At 72.6% G+C, this 26,052-nt stretch carries 28 protein-coding genes, 1 tRNA gene and 1 pseudogene; 23 read left to right on the top strand and 7 right to left on the bottom strand.

Features of this window, described 5'->3' with window-relative positions:
• The first annotated feature begins 100 nt into the window (after positions 1–100).
• From V5O40_RS14565 to V5O40_RS14530, 8 genes are all read left to right on the top strand, one after another.
• The gene (locus V5O40_RS14565; RefSeq protein ID WP_332905919.1) at positions 101–799 is read left to right on the top strand and encodes a DUF6758 family protein; all 699 of its coding nucleotides are present in this window, start codon (positions 101–103) and stop codon (positions 797–799) included.
• Positions 800–915: 116 nt separating this feature from the next.
• Entirely contained in the window at positions 916–1,074 is a 159-nt protein-coding gene (locus V5O40_RS14560; RefSeq protein ID WP_007455302.1) for a hypothetical protein, read from the top strand.
• Positions 1,075–1,080: 6 nt separating this feature from the next.
• The gene (locus V5O40_RS14555; protein WP_269739936.1) at positions 1,081–1,956 is read left to right on the top strand and encodes a PH domain-containing protein; all 876 of its coding nucleotides are present in this window, start codon (positions 1,081–1,083) and stop codon (positions 1,954–1,956) included.
• Between the two features lie 100 nt (positions 1,957–2,056).
• Entirely contained in the window at positions 2,057–2,845 is a 789-nt protein-coding gene (locus V5O40_RS14550; protein WP_332905918.1) for a SigE family RNA polymerase sigma factor, read from the top strand.
• A gap of 56 nt (positions 2,846–2,901) precedes the next feature.
• Positions 2,902–4,104: a hypothetical protein gene (locus V5O40_RS14545; protein ID WP_332905917.1), complete on the top strand. Its 1,203-nt coding sequence runs from the start codon at positions 2,902–2,904 to the stop codon at positions 4,102–4,104.
• 24 nt (positions 4,105–4,128) lie between these two features.
• Complete coding sequence (locus tag V5O40_RS14540; protein ID WP_332905970.1) at positions 4,129–4,989, top strand: PHP domain-containing protein; 861 nt, start codon at positions 4,129–4,131, stop codon at positions 4,987–4,989.
• A 40-nt stretch (positions 4,990–5,029) separates the two neighbouring features.
• A complete protein-coding gene (locus V5O40_RS14535; RefSeq protein ID WP_332905916.1) occupies positions 5,030–5,644 on the top strand; it encodes a MarC family protein in 615 nt (204 codons plus the stop codon).
• 136 nt (positions 5,645–5,780) lie between these two features.
• Positions 5,781–6,620 carry a RecB family exonuclease gene (locus V5O40_RS14530; RefSeq protein ID WP_408631881.1) on the top strand — a complete coding sequence of 280 codons (840 nt, stop codon included), beginning with the start codon at positions 5,781–5,783 and terminating at the stop codon, positions 6,618–6,620.
• A 25-nt stretch (positions 6,621–6,645) separates the two neighbouring features.
• Here the strand turns inward: V5O40_RS14530 and V5O40_RS14525 are convergent, their stop codons facing one another.
• Positions 6,646–7,509: an oxygenase MpaB family protein gene (locus V5O40_RS14525; protein WP_332905914.1), complete on the bottom strand. Its 864-nt coding sequence runs from the start codon at positions 7,507–7,509 to the stop codon at positions 6,646–6,648.
• A gap of 127 nt (positions 7,510–7,636) precedes the next feature.
• Here V5O40_RS14525 and V5O40_RS14520 point away from each other — a divergent pair, with 127 nt between their 5' ends.
• A complete protein-coding gene (locus tag V5O40_RS14520) occupies positions 7,637–8,122 on the top strand; it encodes a DUF2231 domain-containing protein (protein WP_332905969.1) in 486 nt (161 codons plus the stop codon).
• A 54-nt stretch (positions 8,123–8,176) separates the two neighbouring features.
• On the opposite strand, the gene V5O40_RS14515 is transcribed toward V5O40_RS14520, so the two are convergent.
• Positions 8,177–8,341, bottom strand: coding sequence for a hypothetical protein (locus V5O40_RS14515; RefSeq protein WP_332905913.1), 165 nt, complete (start codon positions 8,339–8,341; stop codon positions 8,177–8,179).
• 538 nt (positions 8,342–8,879) lie between these two features.
• Here V5O40_RS14515 and V5O40_RS14510 point away from each other — a divergent pair.
• Both V5O40_RS14510 and V5O40_RS14505 read left to right on the top strand, forming a co-directional pair.
• Positions 8,880–9,041, top strand: coding sequence for a hypothetical protein (locus V5O40_RS14510; protein WP_332905912.1), 162 nt, complete (start codon positions 8,880–8,882; stop codon positions 9,039–9,041).
• Between the two features lie 289 nt (positions 9,042–9,330).
• A complete protein-coding gene (locus tag V5O40_RS14505; RefSeq protein ID WP_332905974.1) occupies positions 9,331–9,564 on the top strand; it encodes a hypothetical protein in 234 nt (77 codons plus the stop codon).
• Positions 9,565–9,626: 62 nt separating this feature from the next.
• On the opposite strand, the pseudogene V5O40_RS14500 reads toward V5O40_RS14505, so the two are convergent.
• Positions 9,627–9,785: pseudogene (locus V5O40_RS14500) on the bottom strand (FmdB family zinc ribbon protein); the annotation flags it as partial.
• Positions 9,782–10,411 (bottom strand): 5-formyltetrahydrofolate cyclo-ligase, encoded by a 630-nt coding sequence (locus V5O40_RS14495; protein ID WP_332905911.1) that lies wholly within the window; start codon positions 10,409–10,411, stop codon positions 9,782–9,784. The pseudogene V5O40_RS14500 and the gene V5O40_RS14495, both read right to left, overlap by 4 nt.
• Positions 10,412–10,529: 118 nt before the next feature.
• On the opposite strand from V5O40_RS14495, the gene V5O40_RS14490 reads away from it, so the two are divergent.
• The 6 genes from V5O40_RS14490 to V5O40_RS14465 all read left to right on the top strand — a co-directional run bounded on the left by V5O40_RS14490 (position 10,530) and on the right by V5O40_RS14465 (position 17,305).
• Entirely contained in the window at positions 10,530–12,665 is a 2,136-nt protein-coding gene (locus V5O40_RS14490) for a GGDEF domain-containing protein (protein WP_332905910.1), read from the top strand.
• A gap of 287 nt (positions 12,666–12,952) precedes the next feature.
• A complete protein-coding gene (locus tag V5O40_RS14485; RefSeq protein ID WP_269739924.1) occupies positions 12,953–13,906 on the top strand; it encodes a UTP--glucose-1-phosphate uridylyltransferase in 954 nt (317 codons plus the stop codon).
• The gene (locus tag V5O40_RS14480; protein WP_164446207.1) at positions 13,903–15,216 is read left to right on the top strand and encodes a molybdopterin molybdotransferase MoeA; all 1,314 of its coding nucleotides are present in this window, start codon (positions 13,903–13,905) and stop codon (positions 15,214–15,216) included. The genes V5O40_RS14485 and V5O40_RS14480 overlap by 4 nt, the downstream gene beginning before the upstream one ends.
• Before the next feature lie 61 nt (positions 15,217–15,277).
• Positions 15,278–15,886 carry a GNAT family N-acetyltransferase gene (locus V5O40_RS14475; protein ID WP_332905968.1) on the top strand — a complete coding sequence of 203 codons (609 nt, stop codon included), beginning with the start codon at positions 15,278–15,280 and terminating at the stop codon, positions 15,884–15,886.
• 178 nt (positions 15,887–16,064) lie between these two features.
• The gene (locus tag V5O40_RS14470) at positions 16,065–17,003 is read left to right on the top strand and encodes a hypothetical protein (protein WP_408631879.1); all 939 of its coding nucleotides are present in this window, start codon (positions 16,065–16,067) and stop codon (positions 17,001–17,003) included.
• Between the two features lie 225 nt (positions 17,004–17,228).
• Positions 17,229–17,305: transfer RNA gene (locus V5O40_RS14465), tRNA-Ala, on the top strand.
• A 93-nt stretch (positions 17,306–17,398) separates the two neighbouring features.
• Here the strand turns inward: V5O40_RS14465 and V5O40_RS14460 are convergent.
• Positions 17,399–17,743, bottom strand: a complete 345-nt coding sequence (locus V5O40_RS14460) for a DoxX family protein (RefSeq protein WP_332905908.1) — start codon at positions 17,741–17,743, stop codon at positions 17,399–17,401.
• A gap of 131 nt (positions 17,744–17,874) precedes the next feature.
• Positions 17,875–18,648, bottom strand: a complete 774-nt coding sequence (locus V5O40_RS14455; RefSeq protein WP_332905907.1) for an MBL fold metallo-hydrolase — start codon at positions 18,646–18,648, stop codon at positions 17,875–17,877.
• Positions 18,649–19,009: 361 nt separating this feature from the next.
• On the opposite strand from V5O40_RS14455, the gene V5O40_RS14450 reads away from it, so the two are divergent.
• From V5O40_RS14450 to V5O40_RS14430, 5 genes are all read left to right on the top strand, one after another.
• Complete coding sequence (locus tag V5O40_RS14450) at positions 19,010–20,458, top strand: family 43 glycosylhydrolase (RefSeq protein WP_332905906.1); 1,449 nt, start codon at positions 19,010–19,012, stop codon at positions 20,456–20,458.
• A 56-nt stretch (positions 20,459–20,514) separates the two neighbouring features.
• Positions 20,515–20,910: a hypothetical protein gene (locus tag V5O40_RS14445; RefSeq protein ID WP_332905905.1), complete on the top strand. Its 396-nt coding sequence runs from the start codon at positions 20,515–20,517 to the stop codon at positions 20,908–20,910.
• Positions 20,910–23,333, top strand: coding sequence for a DUF4132 domain-containing protein (locus V5O40_RS14440; RefSeq protein ID WP_332905904.1), 2,424 nt, complete (start codon positions 20,910–20,912; stop codon positions 23,331–23,333). The genes V5O40_RS14445 and V5O40_RS14440 overlap by 1 nt, the downstream gene beginning before the upstream one ends.
• 54 nt (positions 23,334–23,387) lie before the next feature.
• Positions 23,388–23,816 carry a hypothetical protein gene (locus V5O40_RS14435; protein ID WP_332905903.1) on the top strand — a complete coding sequence of 143 codons (429 nt, stop codon included), beginning with the start codon at positions 23,388–23,390 and terminating at the stop codon, positions 23,814–23,816.
• Between the two features lie 118 nt (positions 23,817–23,934).
• Complete coding sequence (locus tag V5O40_RS14430) at positions 23,935–24,525, top strand: DUF305 domain-containing protein (protein WP_332905902.1); 591 nt, start codon at positions 23,935–23,937, stop codon at positions 24,523–24,525.
• Between the two features lie 77 nt (positions 24,526–24,602).
• On the opposite strand, the gene V5O40_RS14425 is transcribed toward V5O40_RS14430, so the two are convergent.
• Positions 24,603–25,259, bottom strand: a complete 657-nt coding sequence (locus V5O40_RS14425) for a 4'-phosphopantetheinyl transferase family protein (RefSeq protein ID WP_332905901.1) — start codon at positions 25,257–25,259, stop codon at positions 24,603–24,605.
• Between the two features lie 411 nt (positions 25,260–25,670).
• Between V5O40_RS14425 and V5O40_RS14420 the strand changes: the two genes are divergently transcribed.
• On the top strand, positions 25,671–25,850 hold the full coding sequence (locus V5O40_RS14420) for a hypothetical protein (RefSeq protein ID WP_408631878.1): 180 nt from the start codon (positions 25,671–25,673) through the stop codon (positions 25,848–25,850).
• The last annotated feature ends 202 nt before the right edge of the window (positions 25,851–26,052 follow it).

The following is a 26,052-nucleotide window of genomic DNA, read 5'->3' as shown; positions in this document are numbered from 1 at the left end:
CGCCGAGGAGCGAGCTGACAACTTCATGATCGCGAAGGTCGGGGACGGGTGGTGGGCGGGGGAGGGGGTTGACGGGGGGCGGTTGGGGGGTGACGGTGGAGTGGTGACGGTTGCGGTGAGTTGTCCCAGATGCGGGGGGTCGGTCCGGTCGCCGGATCTGATGCACCCGGAATCCCGCTGCCCCGACTGTGGGCCGGTCGCGCCCCTGCATGTGCCCGAGCACATCGGCGCGGAGATCGTGGCCAGCGTGGTCGACCACATCCGGGCCACCGCCCAGCCGCAGCAGCCGGCGGCTCCGCTGTGGTGTCCGTGGCCGCTGCCGCCGGGCTGGACCACGACCGGCGTGGCGTGGGCCGGCGATGATCGGCTCGGAGTGCGGGCCACGGTGGTCGCCTGCGCCGGGCCGGCACCGTTGGGTGGTGGCCCGGCGGACCTGGTCTTCGTGGCGGAGGAGCCCGGCGTGGGGCTGGGCACGCGGTACGCCGGAGTGCCCGGGCCGGACGCGGGACCGGAACTGGTCGAGGCGCTGACCGACCCCGGCCCGGGGCATCCCGGCCATGTCGGACGCGCCGGGATCAGGGTGGCCGGTCACCCAACTCCACTGTGGCTGGTGAACTCGCTGCCGGATCGAAGCGCGTACGCCGGCGAGGCTCGGGGAATGTGGCTCTATGCGATAGCCTGGCCGGCGAGTGCGGGGCATCTGCTCGCGGAGGACGTGCTGCTGCACGACCTGGTCGAGTGGACGCCGTCCGAGCTCGTGTACGGCGCTCCATCTCCGTACCTGCACGGGAAGGCTTGACAAGTCTCCCGGAATGTCGGAGAACGGACGCAGATATTCACGGTAAGACACCACGCTGATACTCTGGGTGCCGCTGCGGTAATGGGACCCGGCGCCGCGCGAGAGGATGGCCCGCCATGGTCAAGAAGGTCCTCACCTGGGCCGGAATCGCATTCTTGATCTTCTTTGTCGCCTACCGGCCAAATTCCGCCGCGGACGTGTTCAAGTCGCTGGGCGGCGGCATCATGGACATCGCCCAGGGCTTCGGCGACTTCTTCACCTCACTGGTCGCCTAGCCTCCGATGGGAAGCCCCTCCGGCCCACCCTTCGATCCCGACGATCCCGACCGGGCCCGCCGGGAACGCGACACAGAGCCGATCCCTCGAATCGATCCCGACGACGGGCCGGGCTACGGCGCGGGCCCTCGCCTCTCCGACGGTCCGTCCTTCTCCGACGACGTCGGCTACGGCGACGGCCCGGGGTACGCCGGCGAAGGCCGGTCGGGGCGGGCCTGGGTGCGCGATCCGGAGGCCGGTTACCTCCACCCGGAGATCTCCGAGGAGGAGCTGGCCGGCCTGCGCGCCGATGCCAGCGGTGGCACCCCACGTCGGGTGCTGCCGCTGGAGGACGAACCCAGCTCGTTGGTGGCCCGGTACCTGTTCCCGACCGAGCGGTACCGGGGCGAGTGGAAGCGGCACTGGGTCCACCTCGCCACCCCGATCATCGTCGGCGTCGCCGCGACCTTCGTGCTCGGCTACCTCTCCGGCTTCCTCGCCGGTCAGGACGTCGGCGCGCTCACCACGATCGCGGTGCTGCTCTGGTTCGCGGTGATGGGCTGGGTGGCGTGGCGGGTCGCCGACTGGTGGTACGACCGCTTCATCCTGACCAACAAGCGGGTCATGGTGGTCAACGGGATCATCACCCGGCGGGTGGCGATGATGCCCCTGGTTCGGGTGACGGACATGAAGTACGAGCAGACGCCGGCGGGCCGGGCGCTCAACTACGGCACCTTCGTGCTGGAGTCCGCCGGCCAGGAGCAGGCGCTGCGCGAGGTCAAGAACCTGCCCAACCCCAACGAACTCTATCTGCGCGTCGTCGAGGAGATGTACGAGCCGCAGGCGGTCGAGGCCCGGCTGGGCAAGGAGCAGGACGAGGCGAAGGCCGACGACGGCGCCTGAAACTTCTTGTCCGAACATCGGAGATATTGCGCACCTTTCGTCCTCGACCCGCTGGTCCCGCTGTGGCAGGCTGCGGCAGGATCAGGCACGGAGGTGGTGTGTGGCCAGCAGCAACCCGCTGGAGGAGGAGTTCCGCGATTTCGTCGCGGCCCGCTCCGGCGCCCTGCTGCGGACCGCGTACCTGCTCACCGGCGACTGGGGCACGGCCGAGGACCTTCTCCAGACCGCGCTGACCAAGACGTACCTGGCGTGGAAGCGGCTGGGTGGGATCGAGGCGATCGAGCCCTACACCCGGCGTGTCATGGTCAACACCTCGACGAGTTGGTGGCGGCGTCGCTGGCACGGTGAGCGTCCGACCGAGGTACTGCCCGAGCATGCCGCGGCGGACGAGCTCGAACGCCAGCTGGACCGGGACGTGCTCTGGCGGCATCTGAGGGCCCTGCCCGCCCGGCAGCGTGCGGTGCTGGTGTTGCGCTTCTACGAGGACATGTCGGAGGCACAGACCGCCGCGATGCTCGAGATCTCGCCGGGCACCGTGAAGAGCCAGACCTCCCGGGCACTGGCCACGTTGCGCCGACGAATCGGCGCGGAGGAACCCTTCGGCCTGCGCGCCGGCAGGCCGGAGCCGACCGAGCAGCCGGCTGACCGGACCGGGCCCGGTAGTCCGCAACCGGAGGCCGCCGGGCGCCCCGTGCGGGCCGCCCAGCGCCCGCCCACCGGCGGGGTGGTACCGGCCCGTGGCGCCGGTACCGGTGCCACGGCCTCGCCTGACGGGATCTCCTCGCGCGGCACGCCCGCCTCGGCCGGGGGCGACGGACGTGACGTCCCGGCGACGGCACCCGGACCGGCGGCAGCGCAGCCCGACGCGCTGGTCGGAGAGCGGCGTTGACCCGGAAACCGGCAGCTCATGACAACCAGAGCCGGTTCCCGGATCGTCAATTGGACGTGTCGTCCGACGAGCTGGAAGGCGCCCTCCGGGAGATGCTGTCCCGGCGGGCGGCCGTGACGCGCGCGGTCGCCGCCGACCCGGCCGGTGCGGCGATCCGCCGGGCCGACCGGATCCAACGTCGCCGCACCCTGGCCGGGATGAGCACGGCCGTGCTGGTGGTCGTGGCGGTCAGCGCGGGCAGCCTGCACCTGCGCGACAACCGGCCGCCGGCGGGCGGAACGGTGGTGATCGGCGACCCGGATCAGCGGCCGCTCGTCGAACGCGTCACCGCACCGCCCGGGCCGGACACCGCGGCCCCGATCGCCGAGGTCGACCTGCTGATCGACGGCTCGATCGCCACCGCGCAGGGACGACGGGTGCCGCTGCTCGGCATCGGCGAGGTGGAACGGGTACACCGGCTCACCGACGGCCGTGGCTGGTTGGCGGTCGGGGCACCGACCCTGGCCGGGCGGTTCCTCTGGGCGGTGGCCGCGGATGGCACCGCGCAGGTGCTGCTGGCCGGTGCCGACGAGATCGTCCTGGACGCGGACGGCCGGCAGGTCGCCTGGAAGCAGGGCACGGTGCTGGCCGCCGCCGGGATCGTCAACGGTGAACTCGCCAGCACCGTACGGGCCGAGGCACCGGCCGAGGCGGTGCCGTTGCGGTTCGTCAACGGGGCGGTGCTGGTCAGGTTGGCGCCCGACCGCCCCGGGCATGCGCTGTGGACCCTGCGACCCGGTCCGCTGGACCTGGGCGGTGACCGAGCCAGCACCCACATCTTCGGCGCGCTGCCCGACGGACGCCTGGTCGGCGGGACCACTCCGGGCGTCGGGCTGCCCACCTGCCTGACCCTGCTCGACCCGGCCCGGGACCTGGCACCCAGCCAGCCGGACTGTGGGCCGGAGGCGGCCGGTGACGGCCGAGGTGCGGTGTCGCCCGACGGGCGCTGGCTGCTGGTCAACGGGCGGTCGGCGGGGGAGGACTCGGCGCTGCTGGTGGACCTGGCCACCTTCGAGCTGCCCACCGCCGTACGGCCGGCGGGACCGCCGATGACCGGCACCGTGGTCTGGCGCACCCCCGACACGGCCTACTACGCCGACGCCGCCGGTGGCCTGGTGCGGGTGGCCGTCGACCGGGTCGTCGCCGGCCGTCCCGCCGCACCGACCGCCCTGCCCGGCCTGCCCGCCGGTGAGCTACCGGTGGTGGTGAGCGGTGGCTGACCGGGCGACCGGTGACCGGTGACGATGACCTCCCGGATCGATCTGCACACCCACTCCACGGCCAGTGACGGCACTCTCCGCCCGGCCGAGCTGATGCGCGCCGCCGCGACGGCCGGACTGGACGTGGTGGCGATCACGGACCACGACACCACCGACGGCTGGGAACCGGCACTGCGAGCCCTGCCGACCGGGCTGCGGCTGGTCCGTGGCGCGGAGCTTTCCTGCCGGTGGGACGGTGAACAGCCGCCGGTGCCGCTGCACCTGCTGGCGTACCTCTTCGACCCGACGGATCCGGAGCTGGTCGCCGAGCTGACCAGGGTGCGGGCGGCGCGGTTGGCCCGGGGCGAACGCACGGTGGACCTGTTGCGTGCCGACGGCGTCGACGTGCACTGGCCGGAGATCCTGGCTCTGGCCGGCGGCGGGACGGTGGGCCGGCCGCACATCGCTCAAGCGCTCATCCGGGCCGGGCTCGTTGCCACCACCACCGAGGCGTTCGGGCCGGACTGGCTTGGGCAGCGGTACCGGCTGCCCAAGGAGGACATCGACGTGTTCCGGGCGGTCCGGCTGATCCGGGCGGCCGGCGGCGTGCCGGTGTTCGCCCATCCCCGGGCCAGCCGGCGCGGCCGGATCGTGCCGGACGAGCTGATCGCCGAGTTGGCCACGGCGGGACTGGTCGGGCTGGAGGCCGACCACGAGGACCATTCGCCCCGCGAGCGGGCCCACGTGCGCGGTCTCGCGGCCGAGCTGGGTCTGCTGGTGACCGGCTCCTCGGACTTTCACGGCAGTCACAAGGCGGTACGGCTCGGTGCCTTCACCACCGGTGTCGACGCGTACGAGCGGATCGTCGCGGCATCCTCCGGAGTGACCGAGGTCGCTTCGGGCTGACCTGGGTTTCGACGCCGACCGGCACGGCTACGGTGACCGGGTGGATCTCAAGCTCTTCGGCGAGGTCTTCGTGACCCTGCTGGTGATCGTCGACCCGCCCGGCATGATGCCGATCTTTCTGGCGTTGACCGGCCCGCTGTCCGCGCGGGAGCGCAACCGGGCCGCCTGGCAGGCGGTCGCGTTGGCGCTGGGCGTGATCGTGATCTTCGCGGTGGCAGGACAGACGCTGCTGGCCTACCTGCACGTCGACCTGCCCGCCTTGCAGGCGGCCGGTGGGTTGCTGCTGATCCTGGTCGCGCTGGAACTGCTGACCGGCAAGACCGACGACCCGACCAAGCAGGCCACCGCCAACATCGCCCTGGTGCCGCTGGGCACGCCGCTGCTGGCCGGACCCGGCGCGATCGTGGCGACGATGCTCTTCGTCCAGCAGGGCGACGGACCCGCCGACTTCGCCGCGATCGCCGCCGCCATCGTCGCGGTGATGCTCACCGTCTGGATCGTGCTGCGGTTCTCCGGCGGCATCGTGAAGGTGCTACGCCCCGGCGGCATCGAGGTGCTCACCCGGATCGCCGGCCTGCTGCTGGCGGCGATCGCCGTACAGCTCATCGCGGACGCGATCGCGGCGTTCGTGGCCCAGTACAACGCGGCCGGCTGACCGGGTCGCCCGGTCTGTCGGGGGTGGATGGCAGGATCAGGTGGTGCGACGAGCCTCTCCAGCCGGACGACCCGCCGCCGGTGGCCGCCCGCCCCGGCCCCGCGACGCGCAGCCCGAGCAACTCGGCTTCGAGGGCATGCCGGAGCGACTGTTCGTCTGCACCCCGAGCCGCCTGGGTGCCTACGCCGACTGTCCACGGCGTTACCGCTACTCCTACGTCGATCGCCCGGCGCCGCCGAAGGGCCCGCCCTGGGCGCACAACTCGCTCGGCGCCAGCGTGCACACCGCCCTGAAGAACTGGTACGCGCTGCCCGCCGACCGCCGCCGCCCGGAGGTGCTGCCGACCCTGCTCAAGAGCACCTGGGTACGCGAGGGTTACCGCGACGACGAGCAGGAGCGCGAGTCCTACCGGCGGGCCCTCGGCTGGCTGGAGGCGTACGTCGCCGGGCTGGACCCGGCCGACGAGCCGATCGGGGTGGAGCGGGTGGTGGCGGTGAAGACCGGGGTGCTGGCCTTCAACGGCCGTGCCGACCGGATCGACTCGCGGCCCGGCCCGCAGGGCCCCGAGTTGGTCATCGTCGACTACAAGACCGGCCGCTCCGGGTTGGACGGCGACGACGCGCGCGGTTCGCAGGCGCTGGCGCTGTACGCGTACGCGGCCGAGCGGGTGTTCCGCCGGCCGTGCCGCCGGGTCGAGTTGCACCATCTGCCGAGCGGCACGGTCGCCGCGCACGAGCACAGTGTCGAGTCGCTGGCCCGGCAGGTGACCCGCGCGGAGGAGACCGCCCGCGACATCATGGCCGCCGAGCGGTCGGTCGCCGACGGCGCTGATCCGGACGACGTCTTCCCGACCGCCCCCGGCCCGCGCTGCGCCTGGTGCGACCACCGGCGCACCTGCCCCACGGGTGCCGCCCTGCCGGGCAAGGAGCCGTGGGCGGCCGTGGAACGCTTCGCCGCGCCGACGACGGAGGACTGATCCGCGACCGACCTCTCGCCGGGTGTCAGGTGATGGAGGAAGCGGCGGTGAGACGCGCCGCGCGTTCCTTGGCGGCGCGCTGCATGGGGCCCTCCCGCCAGTCGCGGGGCAGGGCGGTGAGCGCGAGCCGCAGCGCGCGTACCGTCACGTCGGCCGACAGCGCGGTGGTCGACAGGCCCAGTCCGCCGTACAGCCGTCGGGCCCACGGCGGCAGCAGGGCGAGCGCGGTGCCGGCGATGCCCAGGTACGCCCACCGGGGCGGGCCGAGATTCAGCCCGATCCGGGCCGGCAGGCTGAGCTTCCAGGGCAGGGGTGGCGCGGTCAGGAACAGGGCGGTCTCGGCGGCCTCCCGGGTCATCCGCAGCTCTGGCCGGACCCGCCGGTAGTAGTCGGCCACCTCGGCGGCGGTCCCGGGCACGGTCTCGGGCGCCAGCCCGACGAGGGCGGCGGTCCGTCGCTGCTCGGTGTAGTAGCGGTCCACCTCGTCCGCGTCCAGCGGCACGCCGGCCCGCCGCGCGGTGTCGAGGAACGACTCCACCTCGGTGACGTGGACCCAGCGGAGCAGGTCCGGTTCGTCGATCCGGAACCGTTCGCCGGTGCCGGGGTCGACCGCGGTCATCCGGGCGTGCAGCCGACGCAGCCGCCGGCCGGCCCGCTCCGCCTCATCGGTGGTGCCGTAGACGGTGGTGCCCACGTAGTCGGCGGTGCGGATCAGACGCCCCCAGGCGTCCTGGCGGTAGTTGCTGTTCTGCGCCACCCCGGCCATGGCCCGTGGGTGCAGCGCCTGGAGGTAGAGCGAGCGCAGGCCGGCGACGAACAGGATCGGCTCCTGGTGCAGCTTCCAGGTGACCGAGGCGGGACCGAACAGGCCGACGTCGACGGTTTCCACCCGTCAAGGGTGCCACGCGAACCGAGGTGAACCCGTGCGGTCGGGTCTGCGTGTGGAGCAACAGGGCGTTGGGCGGATCAAGCACGGGCCCGTACGCTGACATCCACGATCATCCTCGGAGGTGCCGATGTTCGAGAAGGCGCTGGGCCTGCCCCTGCACGTACTGGTCGTGCACGCCGTCGTCGTGTTCGTGCCGCTGCTGGTGCTGCTCGCCCTCGCGTACATCGTGCTGCCCCGGTTCCGCGCCCGACTGGACTGGGCGGTGGCGGTCCTGGCGGTGGTCGCGCCGATCACCGCGTGGGTCGCCACGGAGTCCGGTGAGGCGCTGCAGGCCCGGCAGATCGCGCGGGGCTTCTCGGGCGAGATCCTCGACAAGATCAACGAGCATGCGGCACACGGCGACGTGCTGTTCCGCGTCACGCTGGGGCTCGGTCTGGCGGTAATCCTGTTGCTGGTCGCCACGAGCGGCCATCCCCGGGTGCCGAAGCTGCCCGGCTGGGTGCCGGCGGTGTTGTCGGTCGTGGTGCTGGGGCTGGGCGTCGCGGCCCTCGTCTACGTCTGGCTCAGCGGCCACTCGGGTGCCGAGATGGTCTGGGGCACCACCTACGAGTAGGCCGGCCACGGCCGTCCCGAGCGGATACACCCACCGCCGCGCCCGGGTGCCCGCTCAGAACAGCAGCCGGGTGCAGAGCAGACAGGTCAGCACCACCAGCACGGCTCCGGCGACCGCGCCGACGGCCCAGGTTACCCGCTGCGCCCGCTGCTCCTGCGCGTCCAGGCTGGCCATGTCCTGAGCCGGCAGCTGGCGGGGCGGTGCTGCCTGCAGGTGCACCGGGGGACGCCAACCGGGCGGCGGAGCGGTGGTGGGTGGCGGGCCGCTGTAGCCGCCCGCCCCACCGGAGGCGACACTCCGGGAACTAGTGCCTGGGATGTCGTTCGGGCCTGGGCCGCCGCTCGGGCCGGGGTCGCCGTTCGGGCCCTGGATGTCGCTCGGGGGCGGGATGTCGCTCGGGGGCGGGGTGTCGCTCGGGGGCGGGGAGTGACTCCCGTCTGGAACAGGGACGGGTACCGACGGGTCTGGGCGGTGACTCGCATCGGCCGTCGCCGGAACGCGCTCCGCGGGAGGGCCGGCGGAGCGCCCGTCGCCAGAGTCGGGCCGGCGCCAGGCGTCGTCCGGATCCGGACCGGATGGGGGCATCGTCACGCTGTCCGACGCTACCAACCACCTCGTCGCCGCTCCGCCAGGCCGCGCCTGTGGCGGTTGATACGAGCACCTTCGGGGATAGTGCTGGGTCTCACGAGACGGAGGCCGCACTATCCCCGAAGGTGCTGCGTCGACTGCGTGGGGCAGAGGGTTAATGTTGTCGTTCGTGAGCGATTGGCGGGGTGAGGACGATCGCGCGGTCGAGTTGACCGACGACTTGGTGGTGCTGCCGGAGCAGACCGCGGACGACACCGACCACGGGTGGGGCGAGCCGGCCGGCGGCAACGACGACTGGCTGCTCGCCGAGCGCCCGCCACACTGGGACTGAGCCCGGCAGGCGCCCGTCACCGTGCCCGCCGGCGCCCCTGCTGCGTCGGGCCCGCCTGCCAGCAGCTGTACTACCCGGCAGCGGTGCTCCTTGACAGGGTGGCCTTGCCGGCCGGCGCCGCAGCTTGCCGGTCACCCCAGCTTGCCGGTCAGCGCCGCAGCCTGCCGGCCAACCCAGCGCCTGCCGGTCAGCGCCGCAGCTTGCCGGCGACCCCAGCTTGCCGGTCAGCGCCGCAGCCTGTCGGTCAGCACCGCAGCCGGGGCGCACCGACGGTCAGGAAGGGCTGGCCGTGGCCGTCGCCTTGCTCGCTCCACCGGAGGATCCTCCCGACGAACCACCGGACGACCCGTTGCCGGAGCCCGACGAGCCGGAGCCGGACGAGCCGGAGCCGGACGAGGCGGAGCCGGTCGACGAGGAGTTCGAGGAGCCGCCGGAGCTGGCGCCGGACGACGAGGACTCCGACTTGGCACCGGAACCGTTCGACGTGGTGTCCGAGCCGGAGGAGCGGGAGTCGGTGCGGTAGAAGCCCGAGCCCTTGAAGACGATGCCGACCGAGTTGAACAGCTTGCGCAGTCGTCCCTCGCACGCCGGGCAGTCGGTCAGCGGCTCGTCAGAGAAGGACTGCACCGCCTCGAGCTGGTGACCGCACGCGGTGCAGGCGTACTGGTACGTGGGCACGTTCCCCTCCGGATCTGGCACGGCCGAATTGGCACTCGACGTATTCGAGTGCCAATGGTGCGTCATCGCCCCCCGGTTCGTCCAGCGGAAGTGTGGGGCACGACACCCGCGAGGGTCAGCAGGCCGCCGGTCGGCGTGACCACCGCCCGTACCGGCAGGTCGTGTGGTTCGGCCGGCACCTCGGAAAGCAGTTCACCGTCGTACAGCGGCACCACCGTGAGGGCGGTTGCCGGTACCCGCGCCAGGGCGCGGTCGTACGACCCGCCGCCGCGACCCAGGCGGATCCCTCGTCGGTCCACGGCCAGGGCGGGCACCACCACCAGGTCGGCGGTGGCCACGGCGGTGACCCCCAGCCGGGGGCCGGTCGGCTCGCGGATGCCCCGCCCGGCGGCGACCATCGCCTGCGGCCCGTCCCAGGCGGCCCAGTCCAGGTCGAGGTCGTCACGCAGCACCGGCAGCAACAGGTCCGCCCCGGCGGGCAGCGCCTCGGCGAGCACCGTCGGCAGCTCCGACCCGCCCGGCTCGCCACCGACCGGGGCGTACGCGGCTGTCCGGCCCGGTCGCAGCCGGCTGACCAGGGACGCCAGTTCGTCCTGAAGGCGTGCTGCGGCGGCGGCGCGCTCAGCGTCGGTGCGGGCGCGGCGTCGGGCGAGCAACTCGATCCGGGCGGCCTGCTTCGCGTCATGCGTCACTTCCGCTCCTTCCGCAAATTCCGGCACGCAACACTCCTCACGCAACGCTTGCCTACCCGTTGCTCTGTGTCAGCATCGCAGGCAACGGTCGCGCAACTTCCGGGGGGAAGGGGAAGCGTTGACGCTACGCGGGCGGTTGACCGCAGCCTTCCTGGCGGTGGCGTTCGGCCCGGTCCTGCTCGGTGCCGTCTTCGTCGCGTCCACCGTAGCGGCGGTCGACCGCAGTCGTGCGACCGAACGGCTGGCGGTGGCCGCCACGGCCGTACGTACCTCGGTCGACGCCCTCTGCCAGCAGCTACGCGCCGCAGCCGACGCGGTCGCCGTCACCGCTGACCACGCCGCGGCGGCCGCGCAGGTGGTCAGCCGGGGCCTGGCCACCGCGGTGCTCGTCACCGACGTGACCGGTCGGGTCGGCTACGCCACGCCGGACCCGCCCCCGGCACCCTGGCGGGACTGCACCGCGCAGAGTGCGCCCGGCGGAGGGGTCAACGCCCTGGTGGCGCGGGTGCAGCTACGCGACGCCGCCGGCGCGTCGCTGGGTACGGTGGCCGCCGCCCAGCCGGTCGACCCGGCCTTCGTCGCGCGGCTCGCCGCGGTGACCGGGGTGGCGGTGACCCTGCTCGACGGAGCCGCGCCGGTTCAGGTGGCCCACACCACGGAATCCGGCAACGGTCGGGACGCGGTGCTCGCCGCCGCGGCCTCGTTGCGCGACGAGCACGTCGCCGGCACCACCGACGGCCGGTACGTACGTCGCGCCGGTCCGACCGTCGGCCAGCCGCTGCCCCTGGTGCTCTCCGTACCCAGTGACCAGCCACCCGGGCTGCACGCGGTGCTGGTCGCCGTGGTGCTGACGGCCGCCCTGCTGGGCGTGGCAGCCGCCTGGCGGCTGGCCCGGGTCACCACCCGGCCACTCGTGGAACTGGCCGGTGCGGCGGACCGGGTCGCCACCGGCGATCTCACCGCCCGGGTGCCGGTACGCAGCCGCGACGAGATCGGCCGGCTGGCCGTCGCCTTCAATCGGATGACCCGCGAGACGGGCGGTTACCTGGCGGCGCTGACCAGCAGCCGGGACCAGTTGCGCGGGCACCTCGCGGTGCTCGGTGACACCCTGGCCAGTACCCACGACCTGCCCCGGATCCTGCGGGTGATCCTGCACAGCGCGCTCGCCGCGACCGGGGCCCGCGCGGGAGCCGTACTCCTCACCGAGCAGGGTGAGCAACTCGTCGCCCGGTGCAGCGAGGGGCTCGACGAGCGCGGTCCCGGCACCGCGCCACTGCGGGTGCCGCTGGGCAGCGGGGTGGTCGGCGCGGTCGCGGCGACCGGTCAGCCCCGTCGGGGTCGGGCCGAAGCGGCCAGTGTCGACCCGGACGAGCCGCGCTGCCGGACGTACATCGCGGTGCCGTTCGCCGCGCCCGACCCGACCGGCGGCGACGCCCCGGGCGGGGGCTCGGCGGCCGCCGCCCCGGCGCGACCGTCGGAGGTGGTGTTGGGCGTGCTGGCGCTCTACGACCGCCTCGGTGGCGACGAGTTCGACGACGACGACCTGGCCACCCTGCGCACCTTCGCCCGGCACGCGGCGGTCGCCGTGGACAACGTGCGCGTGCACGAGGAGGCGCAACGACTGTCGCTCACCGACCCGCTGACCGGGCTGTGGAACTACCGGTACCTGCGCGAGTCGCTGCGCCGGGAGGTGGAACGGGCCAGCCGGTTCGGCCGCATGGTCAGCGTCCTCGCCCTCGACCTGGACCGCTTCAAGCGGGTCAACGACACCTACGGGCACGCGGCCGGGGACACCGTGCTGGCCGAGTTCGCCCGGCGGGTACGCGGCGAGATCCGCGAGGTGGACCTGGCCTTCCGGCGGGGTGGCGAGGAGTTCGTGGTGCTGCTACCGGAGACCGACGCCCGTGGCGCGGCAACCGTCGCCGAGCGGCTCGGCGCGGCCGTTCGCGAAACCCCGGTGACGGTGGTGGGGCACGCCGGTGTCCGCGAGCTGATCCCGGTGACCGTCTCCGTCGGCATCGCCGTCTTTCCCGACCACGCCGACACCGGCCCGCAGGTGCTGGCGGCGGCGGACGAGGCGTTGTACGCCGCGAAGACCGCCAGCCGGGACACCTGGCGCCTGGCGCCGGCCCGGGAGCCGTCGCCGACCCGTGAGGTACCGGTGCCGGCGGTCGCCCGCAGCCCCGCCGACGGACTGCCCAGGGCCGGACCCGACGCGCCGAACACCACCGGCGACCCGTCGGCCGGACCCTGACGGGCCGGCACCGGCATCGACCCGCCGGACTCCGACCCGCCGGGCTTCGACCCGCCGGGCTTCGACCCGCCGGGCTTCGACCCGCCGGGCTTCGACCCGCCGGGCTTCGACCCGCCGGGCTTCGACCCCCGTCGGTCGGCCCGTCGCCCCGGTCCGGGCGGGCTGACCAGCGGCGGTCCGCCGACCCGACCGGGACACCACCGGCAACCGGCAGAACCGGTCCGGCGGGCGGCGCGTCTTCCGGTCCTCACCCGCCGAGTCAGGGCCGTGGCCGATAGTCTCGCGACATGTCGGAGCACTCAGCGAACCCCTCAGCGACCGCCGCCACCGGCCGTCCCCGTGCCGTCAAGGCCGTCATCCCGGCCGCCGGACTGGCCACCCGGTTCCTACCGGCCACCAAGGCCGTTCCCAAGGAACTGTTGCCGGTGGTCGACCGGCCGGTGCTGCAGTACATCGTCGAGGAAGCCGCCCAGGCCGGCATCGGCGACGTGCTGCTGATCACCGGCCGCGGCAAGACGTCGATGGTGGACCATTTCGACCGTCGCCCTGACCTGGAGGAACGGCTCGCGGAGAAGCCCGACCTGCTCGCCGCCGTCAAGCGGACCGAGGAACTGGCGTCCATCTACACCTGTCGGCAGCCGGAGCAGTTGGGTCTCGGGCACGCCGTCGGGTACGCCGAGTCGCACGTCGGCGACGAGCCCTTCGCGGTGTTGCTCGGCGACGAATTCGTCAACCTCAGCGAGCCGTTGCTGCCCGCGATGCTGGAACTCCAGGCCCGTACGGGCGGGGTGGTGCTCGCCTTCTTCGAGGTCGACCCGGCGGAGACGAAGCGGTACGGGATCGCCTCCGTCGAGCCGGCCGAGTCCGAGCTGACCGACATCGGCGAGGTCGTGAGGGTGACCGGCATGGTGGAGAAGCCGAAGCCGGAGGACGCGCCGAGCAACCTCGCCGTGCTCGGCCGGTACGTGCTGCCCGGCAAGATCTTCGACGCCATCCGCCGGACGGAGCCCGGCAGCGGCGGGGAGATTCAGCTGACCGACGCGATGGAGATCCTGCGTACCGAGGGCACACCGGTGCACGCGATCGTCTACCGCGGCACCCGCTACGACACCGGCATGCCGCTTGGCTACCTGCAGACCGTGGTCCAGATCGCGGCCGACCGCGAGGACCTCGGGAGCGAGTTCCGCAAGTGGCTGGCCGAGTTCGTCAACTCCGACGCGTCGGGCGGTCCGAATACATGACCGCGACGGCCGACGCCGAGGCGGCCGAAAACGGGTTGACGCCGCTCGCCGACTACCTGGGCAGCGTGCTGCGCAGGTTACGCGCGCTGCCTCCGCTCGACCTCGACCTCACCCAGGCGTACGGCAACGTCCTCGCCGAGGATGTCGTCGCTCCGCACTCCTTCCCGGCCTTCGACCAGGCGGCCGTGGACGGGTACGCCGCGCGCTGGGAGGACATCGCCGGTGGGGGCCGGGGCGTGGGATACGTCCCGGTCCAGTCGGGTCGGCCGGGTGGTCGCACCGTACGGCTCAACGTCGTCGGTGATCTCGGCGCGGCAAGCTGGCGGCCGGTCCGACTCACACCGGGGTCGTGTTTCTCGGTGGCGGCCGGCGCACCACTGCCGATCGGTGCCGACGTGGTCGTGCCGGTGGAGTGGACCGACCAGGGCATGGCGGCGGTGGAGATCTTCCGGGTCCCGAAACGGGGGTACGGGGTCCGGCGGACGGGCGAGGAGGTGACCGGCGGCGCACTGCTCGCCCGTTCCGGCACCTACGTCTCGCCGGCGCTGGTGGCGGTGCTCGCCGCGACCGGCATCGGCCATGTGGTGGTGCGTCCGAGCCCCCGGGTGGTGATCGTGGCCACCGGCGACGAACTCGTCGACGTGGGGCGGGGCAGCCAGCCGGGTCAGGTGGTGGACGCCAACTCGCACGCCCTGACCGCCGCGGCGGCGGAGGTGGGGGCGTTGGCCTACCGGGTGGGTATCTGTGACGACGATCCGGAGGGGCTGCGCGGGCTGCTGGAGGACCAGACCCTGCGGGCTGATCTGATCATCACGACCGGTGGCACCGGCACCGGGCCGGGCGACATGGTCCGCCGGATCCTGTCCCGTCGAGAGGGCAGCCGCGCGGGTCCGGTCACCTTCACGGACGTGGCGCTCTACCCGGGCACCGCCCTCGGCTTCGGCACAGTCGGTGCCGAGGAGGTCCCGGTGGTGTGTCTGCCCGGCGACCCGGGGGCCGCGATGATCGGCTTCGAGGTGCTGGCCCGGCCGGCGATCAATCTGCTGGCCGGCGCGGAGCCGGTGTTCCGGCCCAGCGTACGGGCGCACCTGCTGGAGACCGTCGCCTCGCCGGCCGGGCTGCGCGAGTTCCGGCCCGCACACGTCGCCGAGCGGCGGGGCGGGGGTTACACTGTCCAGCCGCTCAACGGCGGCCCGTTCACGCTCTCCGGCCTGGCAGAGGCGAACGGACTTCTCGTTCTCGGCGAGCGGGTGACCGCCGCGGCCGCCGGCTCCACCGTCGACGTGTTGCTGCTGGACCGCCGCCGGTGACCCACCGGTGACGCTCGGGAGTGGAGGTTCGGTGTTCCGACGGGCGCCTGGCTGGCCGGCGGTGCTCTCCGACGGCCCGGTACTCCTGCGGCCGTACCGGCGGTCGGACGCGGCGGCCTGGTCGCAGGTGCGCCGAGCCAACCGGGAATGGCTGGCCCCCTGGGAGTCATCGCTACCCGGTGACTGGGACGACCTGAACTCCCCGGCCACGTTCCGCTGGGTCTACCGCGACCAGCGCCGCTCGGCCCGCACCGGCGAGGGGATGCCGTTCGCGGTCTGTCTGCGCTCCGACGGTGTGGAGCGGCTGGTCGGTCACATCAACGTGGGCAACATCGTGCGCCGGGCCTTCTGCTCCGGATACGTCGGCTACTGGGTGGACCGGCGGGTGGCCGGCCAAGGCGTCATCCCCACCGCGCTGGCCCTGGCCGTCGACCACGCCTTCGGCCCCGGCGGTCTGCACCGGATCGAGGTCAACATCCGCCCGGAGAACCGGCCGTCCCGTCGGGTGGTGGAGAAGTTGGGCTTCCGCGAGGAGGCGTACCACCCGCGCTACATGCACATCGACGGTGCCTGGCGCGACCACATCGGCTACGCGATGACCAGCGAGGAGATCGCCGCCGAGGGCGGCCTGCTGGCCCGCTGGCACCGGCTGCGCGCCCGTACCCCGTGAGCCGTCCCACGTGCGGGATCGGCGCGGCGCGGCGGTTCCCGCGACGGTGACCCGTAACCTCAGGTAACTGCAAGCTGCGGCAGGCGCTGCCCGCTCCGCACGATTCACGTCGCCGACGCCGATCGGTGGAAGATCCTGCGGCCGGCTGGCGCTTGCTCCGAATCTGGTGACGGGAGGGGTGAGGGTGCCGACCTCGGTGCTCCTCGCCGTCCTCGCCGCCGCCGGGCTGCTCGCCCTCGCGCCGGCGCTGGTCCGCCGGTACGACGCCGCCGAGCGGCTGGTGGCGGAGCGGGCGCAGTCGACGGCGCGGGTGCTCCAGCGCCGCCGACGTCGCCGCACTGTCCCCGGGCGACGGCCGGTCAACCCGTCCCGCGCCCTGGTCATCACTCTCAGCGAAGATCCCGACTCGGGGGAACTCGCCACCCCGGTCTCCGGTCCGCCCGCCCTGCGGCGTGCGGTTCCCGCCCCGCCGCGCTCGGGCGAGGCACCCGGTCGGGTACCGCGCTCGCGTGCCGCCGGTCAGCCAGGTGACGCCTCCTCCGGCGATGCGGCAGCGCGCGGTGCGGCCGCCGGACGGGCACTACCGCGACGTTCCGGAAGGCCCAGCCGGCTGCGCGCCGTGCCGGCGGGCGGGAACCGTCCCCGCCGTCGCCCCGACCGCCGGCGCCACCACACCCCCGCCATCTACCGCCGTCGCCGGGTTCTGGCCGCGCTGGTACTGCTCAACGCCGTCGAGCTGGTCGGCGTGCTGGTGGTGGGCCCCGGATTCTGGATCAGCTTCGCGGTCACCGCCACCCTGCTGATCGTGTACGTCGTACACCTGCGCGCCCGCGCGGTGGCCGACCGCCGTCGTCGCCGGGCCCTGGCTCGCGAGGCGGCGTGGCTGGCCGCCCGCCAGGCCGAGGTACGCCGGGAGCAGGCCCGCCGGGCGGCGGCCCGCCGGGAGGCGCAGCGCCGCCTGGCAGCCCAGCGGGAGTCCGTCCGGCGCAGTGCGATGGGCCTGGACCGCCCGGCCGACCTGCCGCAGGCAGCCAACGGCGGCTCGGTCTCCTACCGCCGTGCCGGCGGCCTGCGTGGCCGCCCCTACGAGGCCGGCCCCGGCTCAAACAGCGCCTGACCCCTACCCTTCGCTCGCGCCCCTCGGCGGCGAGGCGACAGGTTCGGGGAAAGTGCTGGCTCGGGCCGGCCGAAGACCGCACTATCGGGGAAACTGCGCGGATCTCGCCCACCCGGCCCGGTCGGGTGGGCGGGGTGGTTCGCGGCGGGAGTGGGCGACCTGTTAGCCTTGTCGCCGGCCCGCCCGGTGAAAGCCGGGTGGGACCGACGCCGGTTGGTCGGCGGAGGGGCTGTGGCGCAGACCGGTAGCGCACCTCGTTCGCATCGAGGGGGTCAGGGGTTCAAATCCCCTCAGCTCCACCAGTAACACCGTTGAGCAGCGGAAACACTACTCGCATGATCGCTGCGTCGGCGACTCCGTCACGAAGCGGGTCCGGCCTGTCCAGCCTCAGCTGACTACCGACTCAGGCTCAGCCACAGGGCGGCCACGCAGACGGCGAGGAACACGGCTGGCCCGACGAGCTGGCGTGAGCCCACCCGCAGGTGGGCGGTGATCGCGCCGACGAAGTACAGCACGAGGCCGGCGGCGCTCAGTGTGCCGAGCGGCGGCACGGCGAACCCGACCAGCAACCCCACCGAACCCGCTGCCAGCACGAGGCCGAGCCGTGGTCCCCACGTGCGCGGCAGCCGCTTCATGTCGAGCTGCGCCCTGGGGTAGTCGTGGCCGATCAGATAGGTCACGGCCGCGCTGCCGGTGACAACTGCGGCGACGACGGTGACAGCGACGTATGCGGTGAACATGCTTTTTCCTTTGCCCGGGCGCGTACTGACCGCCCGAGGGACAGGTCGAGCAAGCGCGATGAGATCTGACAAGGATGACCGGCGTCACAGGCAGGTGGCCGGTGCGGCCGTGGCGGAGCACGCAGGCCGGGTCAGCGCCGGCCGCCGCCCTCGTCACGGAGGTAGTCGTCGATGAGGTGGTGCAGGCGGTCCTTTCCGAAGCTGCCTTCGTGCCCGGGACGTGTCAGCCGCACCGGAAGGTCGCGGAGCCGCCGGAGGGAGTGCGCGTACCGGCCTCGGTCGCTGCCCGGCAGGGAGTCGAGCAGGACGTCGTCGTAGATGACGTCGCCGCTGAACAGCGTGCCGTCGTGCTCGTCGAAAAGAGCGATGCTGCCGGGACTGTGACCGGGCAGGTGCAGTACGACGAGGCGGATGTCGTCCACCTCCAGGATGTCGCCATCGGCCAGCGACCGGGTGGGCGTCGCGGGTCGTACCCGGTAGGTTCCGATGTCGTAGCCGCCGTGCGGACGTGCGTTCAGCAGCGCCGGTGGCAGAGTTTCGGCCAGGCCCAGGTCGGCGGCCAACGTCGGCCCGTGCAACGAGCCCGGAGCGGGGTCGTCGACGTGTTCGAGCGGATGGGCCCACACCTCACCGAACTCGTGGGCCGATCCCATGTGGTCAAGATGCGCGTGGGTGAGGACCAGCACCGGTTCCCGGCCGAAGCGCTCCCGCAACAGCGGCACCAGCGCGGTGACACCGAGTCCACAGTCGACAAGCAGGTCCCGCCGGCGGCCGCGTAGATGCCAGAGGTTCGCCCGTAGCAGGCCACGGACGTGCGGTTCCTCGATCAGGGTGAGCCGCTCGGTCACGGCGGTGAAGCGGAACCATTCCGACGGCACCGGCAGCGGCAGGGTCGACCGTCGCATCCTGGTCACCCGGGCCGCCCTAGGTCGGATGTCGCGCCGACGACGGCGACGCGGATCGGCCGGTCCGGACGGGAATTCACAGGTTCGGCCATGGTCGTCCTTTCATCGACGACAGTCTCGTGAACCCGTCGAGGTGCGCACTCCCCCGGCAGGGGGAACTGGGTGGCTCGACCGGGGGAGAACGTCCGCCCTTGGATCACCGGCCGTCGTGGTGTTACGGCCCGGATTCGGATATGTGTCCACGTCTTGACGGGGATAAATGTTAACGCTATCAATGAGGTAGCGGGCACGGCGGGCACGGTCGGACGGGGACCGTGCCCGTCCCGGACGACCGGCTCGCGGTGGCGGGAGGGCGAGGGCGATGGCGCGTCGGAAGCTCACGTACCGCAGCTGGGCAGCGGTGACCGCCGCCCTGGTGATGGGGGCGATCAGCTCCCTGGTGGGGCCGGCCGCTCCGGCGCGGGCCGCCGCCGTCACGTTCACCAACCCGTTGGCCGAGCAGCGCGCCGACCCGCACATCTACCGGCACACCGACGGCTACTACTACTTCACCGCCACGGTGCCCGAGTACGACCGGATCGTGCTGCGCCGCGCCACCACCCTCCAGGGGCTCGCCACCGCGGCCGAGCGGGTGATCTGGCGCCGGCACGGCAGCGGCGAGATGGGCGCGCACATCTGGGCCCCGGAGATCCACTTCATCGACGGCCGGTGGTACGTGTACTTCGCCGCCGGCCGCACCGACGACATCTGGGCCATCCGGCCGTACGTGCTGGAGAGCGGCGCCGCGAACCCGCTCGACGGTCCGTGGCTGGAGCGTGGCCAACTCCAGCCGGCGCGCGGCAGCTTCTCCCTCGACGCCACCACCTTCGTGCACCACGGCCAGCGCTACCTGGCCTGGGCGGAGTACGCCGGCAACAACTCGAACATCTACCTCGCCCGAGCGGTCAACCCCTGGACGTACGCGGGCACCCCGACCCTGATCGCCACCCCGACGTACGCCTGGGAGACCCGGGGTTACCGGGTGAACGAGGGACCGGCGGTGCTGATCCGCAACGGCCGGGTCTTCATGACCTACTCGGCGAGCGCCACCGACGCCAGTTACGCCGTCGGGCTGCTCACCGCCTCGGCGAACAGCGACCTGCTGAACCCGGCGTCCTGGAGCAAGCGCAGCACACCGGTGCTGGCCAGCGACAGCCGGACCGGCCAGTACGGCCCGGGGCACAACTCGTTCACCGTCGCCGAGGACGGCAGCGACGTGATCGTCTACCACTCCCGCAACTACGAGCGGTACCTCGGCAACGGCTACGACCCGCTCAACGACCCGAACCGGCGGACCCGGATCCAGCGGGTCTACTGGAACGCCGACGGCACTCCGAACTTCGGCGTACCGGTGCCGGACGGCCTGACTCCGGTCCGGCTGCGCGCCCACGACCTGCCCGATCGCTACCTGCGGCACTGGGAGTTCCGGGTCCGGCTGGAGCCGAACGTGACGAACCTGGCCGACTCGCAGTTCCGGATCGTCGCCGGCCTGTCGAACTCCGCGGCGATCTCGCTGGAGTCGACGAACTACCCCGGCTACTTCCTGCGGCACCGCAACCACCAGATCTGGGTGGAACGCAACGACGGCTCGAACCTCTTCCGGCAGGACGCCACCTTCACCCGCCGCTCCGGGCTCGCCGACCCGACGAAGGTGTCCCTGGAGTCGGTCAACTTCCCCGGCCAGTACGTCCGTCACCGGGACGGCCTGCTCTACCTGGAGCCGGTGCCGGACGCGGCCGCCCGCGCGTCGGCCACCTTCGCCCTGGAGTAGACCGCCGCGACCGACTCGGGCCGGACTGTCGGAGGGCGTACCTAGACTCCCCCGACATGGCGACGGTGACCTTTGTGGACGAGAGCACCGCGGGGGCCCGGACTCCCGCGTGGGCCTTGCAGATCTTCGAGGAGCGGTTGACGCTTCGTGAGCTGATCCGCCGGCGGATCCACCAGGAGGTCGCCGAGCACAACGCGGCCAGCCCGCGGCCACGCCGGTCGCTGGTGCAGCCGACCTCGACCGAGCGGGCACTCAACGGTGACCCGGGCGAACGGCCCCGGCGCCGGGTAGACCCGCAGCGACAGATCGCCCTCGCCGAGCAGGCGTTCCGCAGCAACGGTTTCGTGGTGCTGGTCGGTGACCGCCAGGTCGAGGAGCTGGACGACGAGGTCGACCTGCGGCGCGACACCGAGGTCACCTTCCTCAAGCTCGTCCCGCTGGTCGGTGGCTGATGACCACCACCACCGAAACCGTCTGGTACGCCGACCGGGCCCGCGAGCTGGTCGCCGCGAACGACCTGGACAAGTTGGCAGCTCACCTGCACACGCACGCCCGGCTCTGCCGCGACAACCCTGAGGTACGCACCGCACTGCGCGCACTGTCCCGTCCGGACGTGACGTGTCTCGTGCTGGCCATGGGCGCTCTCGTGCGGCAGGACCGGGTCCGCGCCTGGCCGCCGCGCGATCTGATCGGTCAGCTGTCCCGCCGGTTGCCCACCGAGCTGGCACCGGACCAGCTCCAGCAGCTCGCCGCGTTCGCCGTCGACGAACCGTACGCGTTGTCACCGACCGCCCTGGAGACGGTGGCCCGTGGCCTGGCCGCCACCGGCCCGATTCCGGCCGACCTGATGGACGCCCTCGTCGACCGGTCCGACGAGAGCCAACGGTTGCGGCAGTTCATTGCCGAGGTGGCCGGGCCACGGCTCGACCCGGGCGACCCCTGGGCCCGGCAGATCCTCACCGAGCTGCCCACCCTCGACCCGGCGTGGCGGCAGTTGGTCGGCCACGCCAGCACCGCCACCATGCCCCGCCCGAGCGCCGGCTGGTCGGCCGAGGCGGCCCGACTGCTCGCCGAGGTGGACCCGCGCGAGGCGGGGCAGCTCGTCGACAGGTGGTTGGCCAGCGCCTCCCGCGCCCCGCACGCGCCGCCGAGCTCGGTGAACGCCGACCTGCTGCGTGGCCTGCTCTGGCTGGTCGAGCGGACCGGACCGACACCGGATCAGGTACGCCGGATCGGCGGCCTGGTCGAGGCGATGCTGCGTCGACTACCCGGCGTCGGACCGGCCTGCCCCAAGGTGGCCAACGCGGCGGTCGGGGTGCTCGGGCGGCTCGACGGCGAGCCGGCGCTGGCGCAACTCGCGCGGCTGTCGGCCCGGGTCACCTTCAAGGGCACCCGCAAGGAGATCGACAAGGCGCTCGACGCTCGTGCCGCCGCCCTCGGCATCAGCCGGGACGAGATCGAGGAACTGGCCGTCCCGGACTACGGCCTGACCGGGGTGGGGCGGCACGAGGTACCGCTCGGCGGCTGCCGGGCCGAGCTGTCGATCGTGTCCGCAGGTGTCACGCTGACCTGGTACACCGAGGCCGGCCGGCGGGTGAAGAGCCCACCGGCATCGGTACGCCGGGAGCACGCGGCGGAGTTGGCCGACCTGAAGGGTCTGGCCAAGGAGATCAGCGGCATGCTCGCCGCCCAGGTGGCCCGGCTGGACCGGCTCTTCCTGGCGCAGCGCACCTGGAGCTTGGCCCAGTGGCGGCAGCGCTACCTGGATCACCCGCTGGTCGGCACGCTGGCCCGCCGGTTGCTGTGGCTGGTCGACGGGGTGCCCTGCGGTTGGGCCGACGGCGCGCTGCGCACCGTGGACGGCACCGCGGTGGTCGCCGGCGACGACGCCGAGGTGCGGATCTGGCACCCGATCGGCCGGCCGGTGCCGGAGGTGGTCGGTTGGCGCGAGTGGTTGGCGCGGCACCGCATCGTCCAGCCGTTCAAGCAGGCACATCGGGAGGTCTACCTGCTCACGCCGGCCGAGGAGACCACCAGCACGTACTCGAACCGGTTCGCCGGGCACATCCTGCGTCAGCACCAGTTCCATGCCCTGGCCGCGGCCCGGGGCTGGACGGACCGGTTGCGGTTGATGGTCGACGACTCCTATCCGCCGACCTTCCGGGAGCTGCCCGGTTGGGGGCTGCGCGCCGAGTACTGGGTGGAGGGGATCGGCGACGAGTGGGACACCGACACCACCGACAGCGGGTCCTACCTCCGACTGGTCACCGACCAGGTGCGTTTCTACCCGATCGCCGCCGCGCAGAACTGGTCGCACGCCTCCGGAGGCGGCTACTCCGCAGCGCGGTGGACGGACGCCCGGCCGGGGGATCCGTTGCCGCTGGACCGGATCCCGCCGCTGGTCTTCAGTGAGATCATGCGGGACGTCGACCTCTTCGTCGGGGTGGCCAGCGTCGGCAACGATCCGACCTGGTCGGACGGCGGCCCGCAGGGCCGGTTCCGGGACTACTGGTCGTCGTACAGCTTCGGGGAGTTGTCCGCTACCGCCGAGACCCGACGGGAGTTGCTGGTCCGGCTGCTGCCTCGACTGGCAGTGGGCCAGCGGGCCCGCATCGACGGCCGCTTCCTGGTGGTCGACGGTGACCTGCGTACGTACCGGATCCACCTGGGTTCGGGCAACATCCTGATGAGCCCGAACGACGAGTACCTCTGCATCGTGCCGGACCGGGGCGCGGGCCGGACCGGAGAGCAGCAGTTCCTGCCGTTCGAGGGTGACGGTTTGCTCACGGTCATCCTCAGCAAGGCGATCCTGCTGACCAAGGACGCCGAGATCACCGACGCGTCGATCACCCGTCAGATCAGCTCCACCGGGTAGCCGCCGGGACGGTATCGCGGTCCCGTGTGGTCTGCCCCGCGATACCGTGGTCGGGTGCGAGGCGAAGCGGTCACCACCGGGCGATGGCTCCGGTTCGTGCTGCTGGCCTGCACCCTGTCCGGGTTCGCCGCGATGCACAGCCTGGGGCACGATCCTGTCCTCGGTCTGGCCGGCCACGGCGGCCATGCCGGACCGATCTCGTCAGCTGACGTGGACGACGGCTGCCACGACGAGCGCTGTGTGGCACCGGCCGCCCAGATCACGGAGGAGCCGGGGCATGGCCACCCCTCAGGCTGGGCGGTCTGTCTGGCCGTCGCCACCGGCCTGGCACTCGCCACCGTGTTCGCCGCCCGTCATCTTCGACGTACGCGCAGCGTGAGGACGCCGGATCGGCAACTCACCCGGGCTCGGGGCGGCCGCGCCCCGCCAGCGTTTCCCATGATCGGTCTGACCACGGCCTCGGCGTCGGTGCTGCGGATATAGGAGCGACACGCGGGCACCCGGATTGGGTGGCCGCACCGACTCGCTTCTGTCCACCGAATCTGGAAAGGCCCTGTCAAACATGAACCGTTTCTGTCCACGCCGTGCCGTCTGGGTCGGCGTGAGCCTCACCGTGGCGATCGGTCTTGCCGGTTGCGGTGCCGACCATTCGGTCGGCGCTGGCCACAACATGCCAGGTAACCCGTCGGCCAGCGCGATCAGCGGAAATGCCGCCACCAGCAACGCGGCCGACGTGATGTTCGCGCAGATGATGATCCCGCACCACGAGCAGGCAATCGAGATGTCCGACCTGGCCACCACCCGCGCGTCCGATCCGGAGGTGCGGCAACTCGCCAGGCAGATCAAGGACGCTCAGGCGCCCGAGATCACCCAACTGAAGACCTGGCTCAGCTCCTGGGGCGCGCCGATGCCGATGGCTGGCGGCGGCGACCACGGCATGCCCGAGATGGACCACGGGATGCCGGGCATGATGTCCGAGGCCGACATGACCCGGCTTGCGGCAGCCTCCGGTGCCGAGTTCGATCGACAGTTCCTGACCATGATGATCGTTCATCACGAGGGGGCCGTCACGATGGCCGAGCAGGAGACGGCTCAGGGCGCCAACCCGGACGCCAAGGCGTTGGCGCAGCGCATCGTCACCACGCAGCAGGCCGAGATCGACACCATGAGGAAGATCCTCGCCCGGCTCTGACGTCGGCCGGTGCCCGGGCGCTTCCGCAGCCCGGGCACCGTCCCGCGCCGCCGACCGCTTCCGGTCGGTGTCGTTTGTTAGCCCGGGGTGAGTACGGCGGCGGTGCGGACGAGCGCGCCGTCGACCGCGAAGCGTCCGTTGATCAGGGCGGGTGGCCGGGCTGTCGCCGCGTCGGTGACCCGGGTGGGTGAGATCCGCGCGGTGAAGGTCCCGGCATCGGGATCGAGGTGCACAAGTGCGTCGTGGAAGTCCAGCCAGCTGCCGACGACCGGATGCCACACCTTGTAGACGGTCTCCTTCGCGCTGAAGAACACCGCGGGCCAGCAGATGCCCGGCGGCAGCCGCTCGACCTGCTCGTCCTCCTCGGGCAGGCAGATCAGTCGGCGTACGCCCGGACCGAGTTCGCGGTTCTGCTCGGCGTCCATGCCGACCGCGCGGATCTCGTCGCTGCGCGCGACGGCCGCGGCGCAGTAGCCGCGGGTGTGGGTGATGGTGCCGACCAGGCCCGCCGGCCAGACGGGTGAACGGTCGGCGGCGGCCGGTACGGCCACCGGCGGCAGACCGAGAGCGGCCATCGCCCGGCGGGCACACACCCGCCCGGCGGTGAAGTCGCGGCGGCGGCTGTCCACCGCGCGGTCCCCGAGGCAGGTCGCCTCGGCCGGGTGCAACTGTCCGGACCAGTCGTCCGGACCCGCCACGGCCACCGCGACGGCAGGCGGGAGCAGGTCACGCACCCGCGGCTCCAGGGTCGTGCTTTCGGTCAGTGGTGACGGCAGCAGCGACCGGCGACGATGGATGCATCCGGGTGATGCGATGCCTGGGGCAGGTCGCGGCGGCCATGGTTGGTCAACGTACCGCAACGACGTAACGGCGCAGCGTCCCCGGACGCTGTAGGTGCGCATGGGCATGTTCGGCCCGGCGGTGGGCGGGCGCGCCCGCCGCCACCGGTGGAGGCGGAAAGGAGCGCGATGACGGGTGTTACGGATCGCTCGGGAGTCACGACGGCGGCGAACGGAGCCGCTGCGGGTTGGGCGGGCGCGCACGCTCCGGTGACCCCCGAATGGACGTGTCGCACCTGCGCCGCCGAATGGCCATGTGCGCCCAGACGCGAACAGTTGCTCGCCGAGTACGGCGTGGATCGGGCGATGCTCAGCGTCTACCTGGGCGCCTGTCTCGCCGCCGCCGCCGAGGACCTGCACGTCGCCGGGGCGACGTCGTTGCGGGACCGGTTCTTCGGCTGGTTGCCGCGCCGCCCGCTGTCCGGCGGGTCGTCCCGCCCCGACACTTCCACGACAGGCGATGCAGCCGGAAGCGGACCGGCATGACGGATCGGTTCAGCAGTGCCCTGGGGGGTGCCTGGTGGGCGCAGCGTCCGCGGAACGTCACGCAACGGCGACGGCGATCCTGAATTCTTGTCGCATTCAGCGATCGTCGGAAATCTGACCCACGCCGCCCCGTTGTGCCCTCGGTCGCGGGTGGTTAAGCTGCAGGTGCGCGCCCCAATCGCCCGCTTCCCCCGTGGCAGGC

This window comes from Micromonospora palythoicola (assembly GCF_036689795.1).
Lineage (GTDB): Bacteria > Actinomycetota > Actinomycetes > Mycobacteriales > Micromonosporaceae > Micromonospora > Micromonospora palythoicola.
The sequence above is the reverse complement of the archived record's forward strand: the minus strand, read 5'-3'. Positions and strand labels throughout refer to the sequence as shown.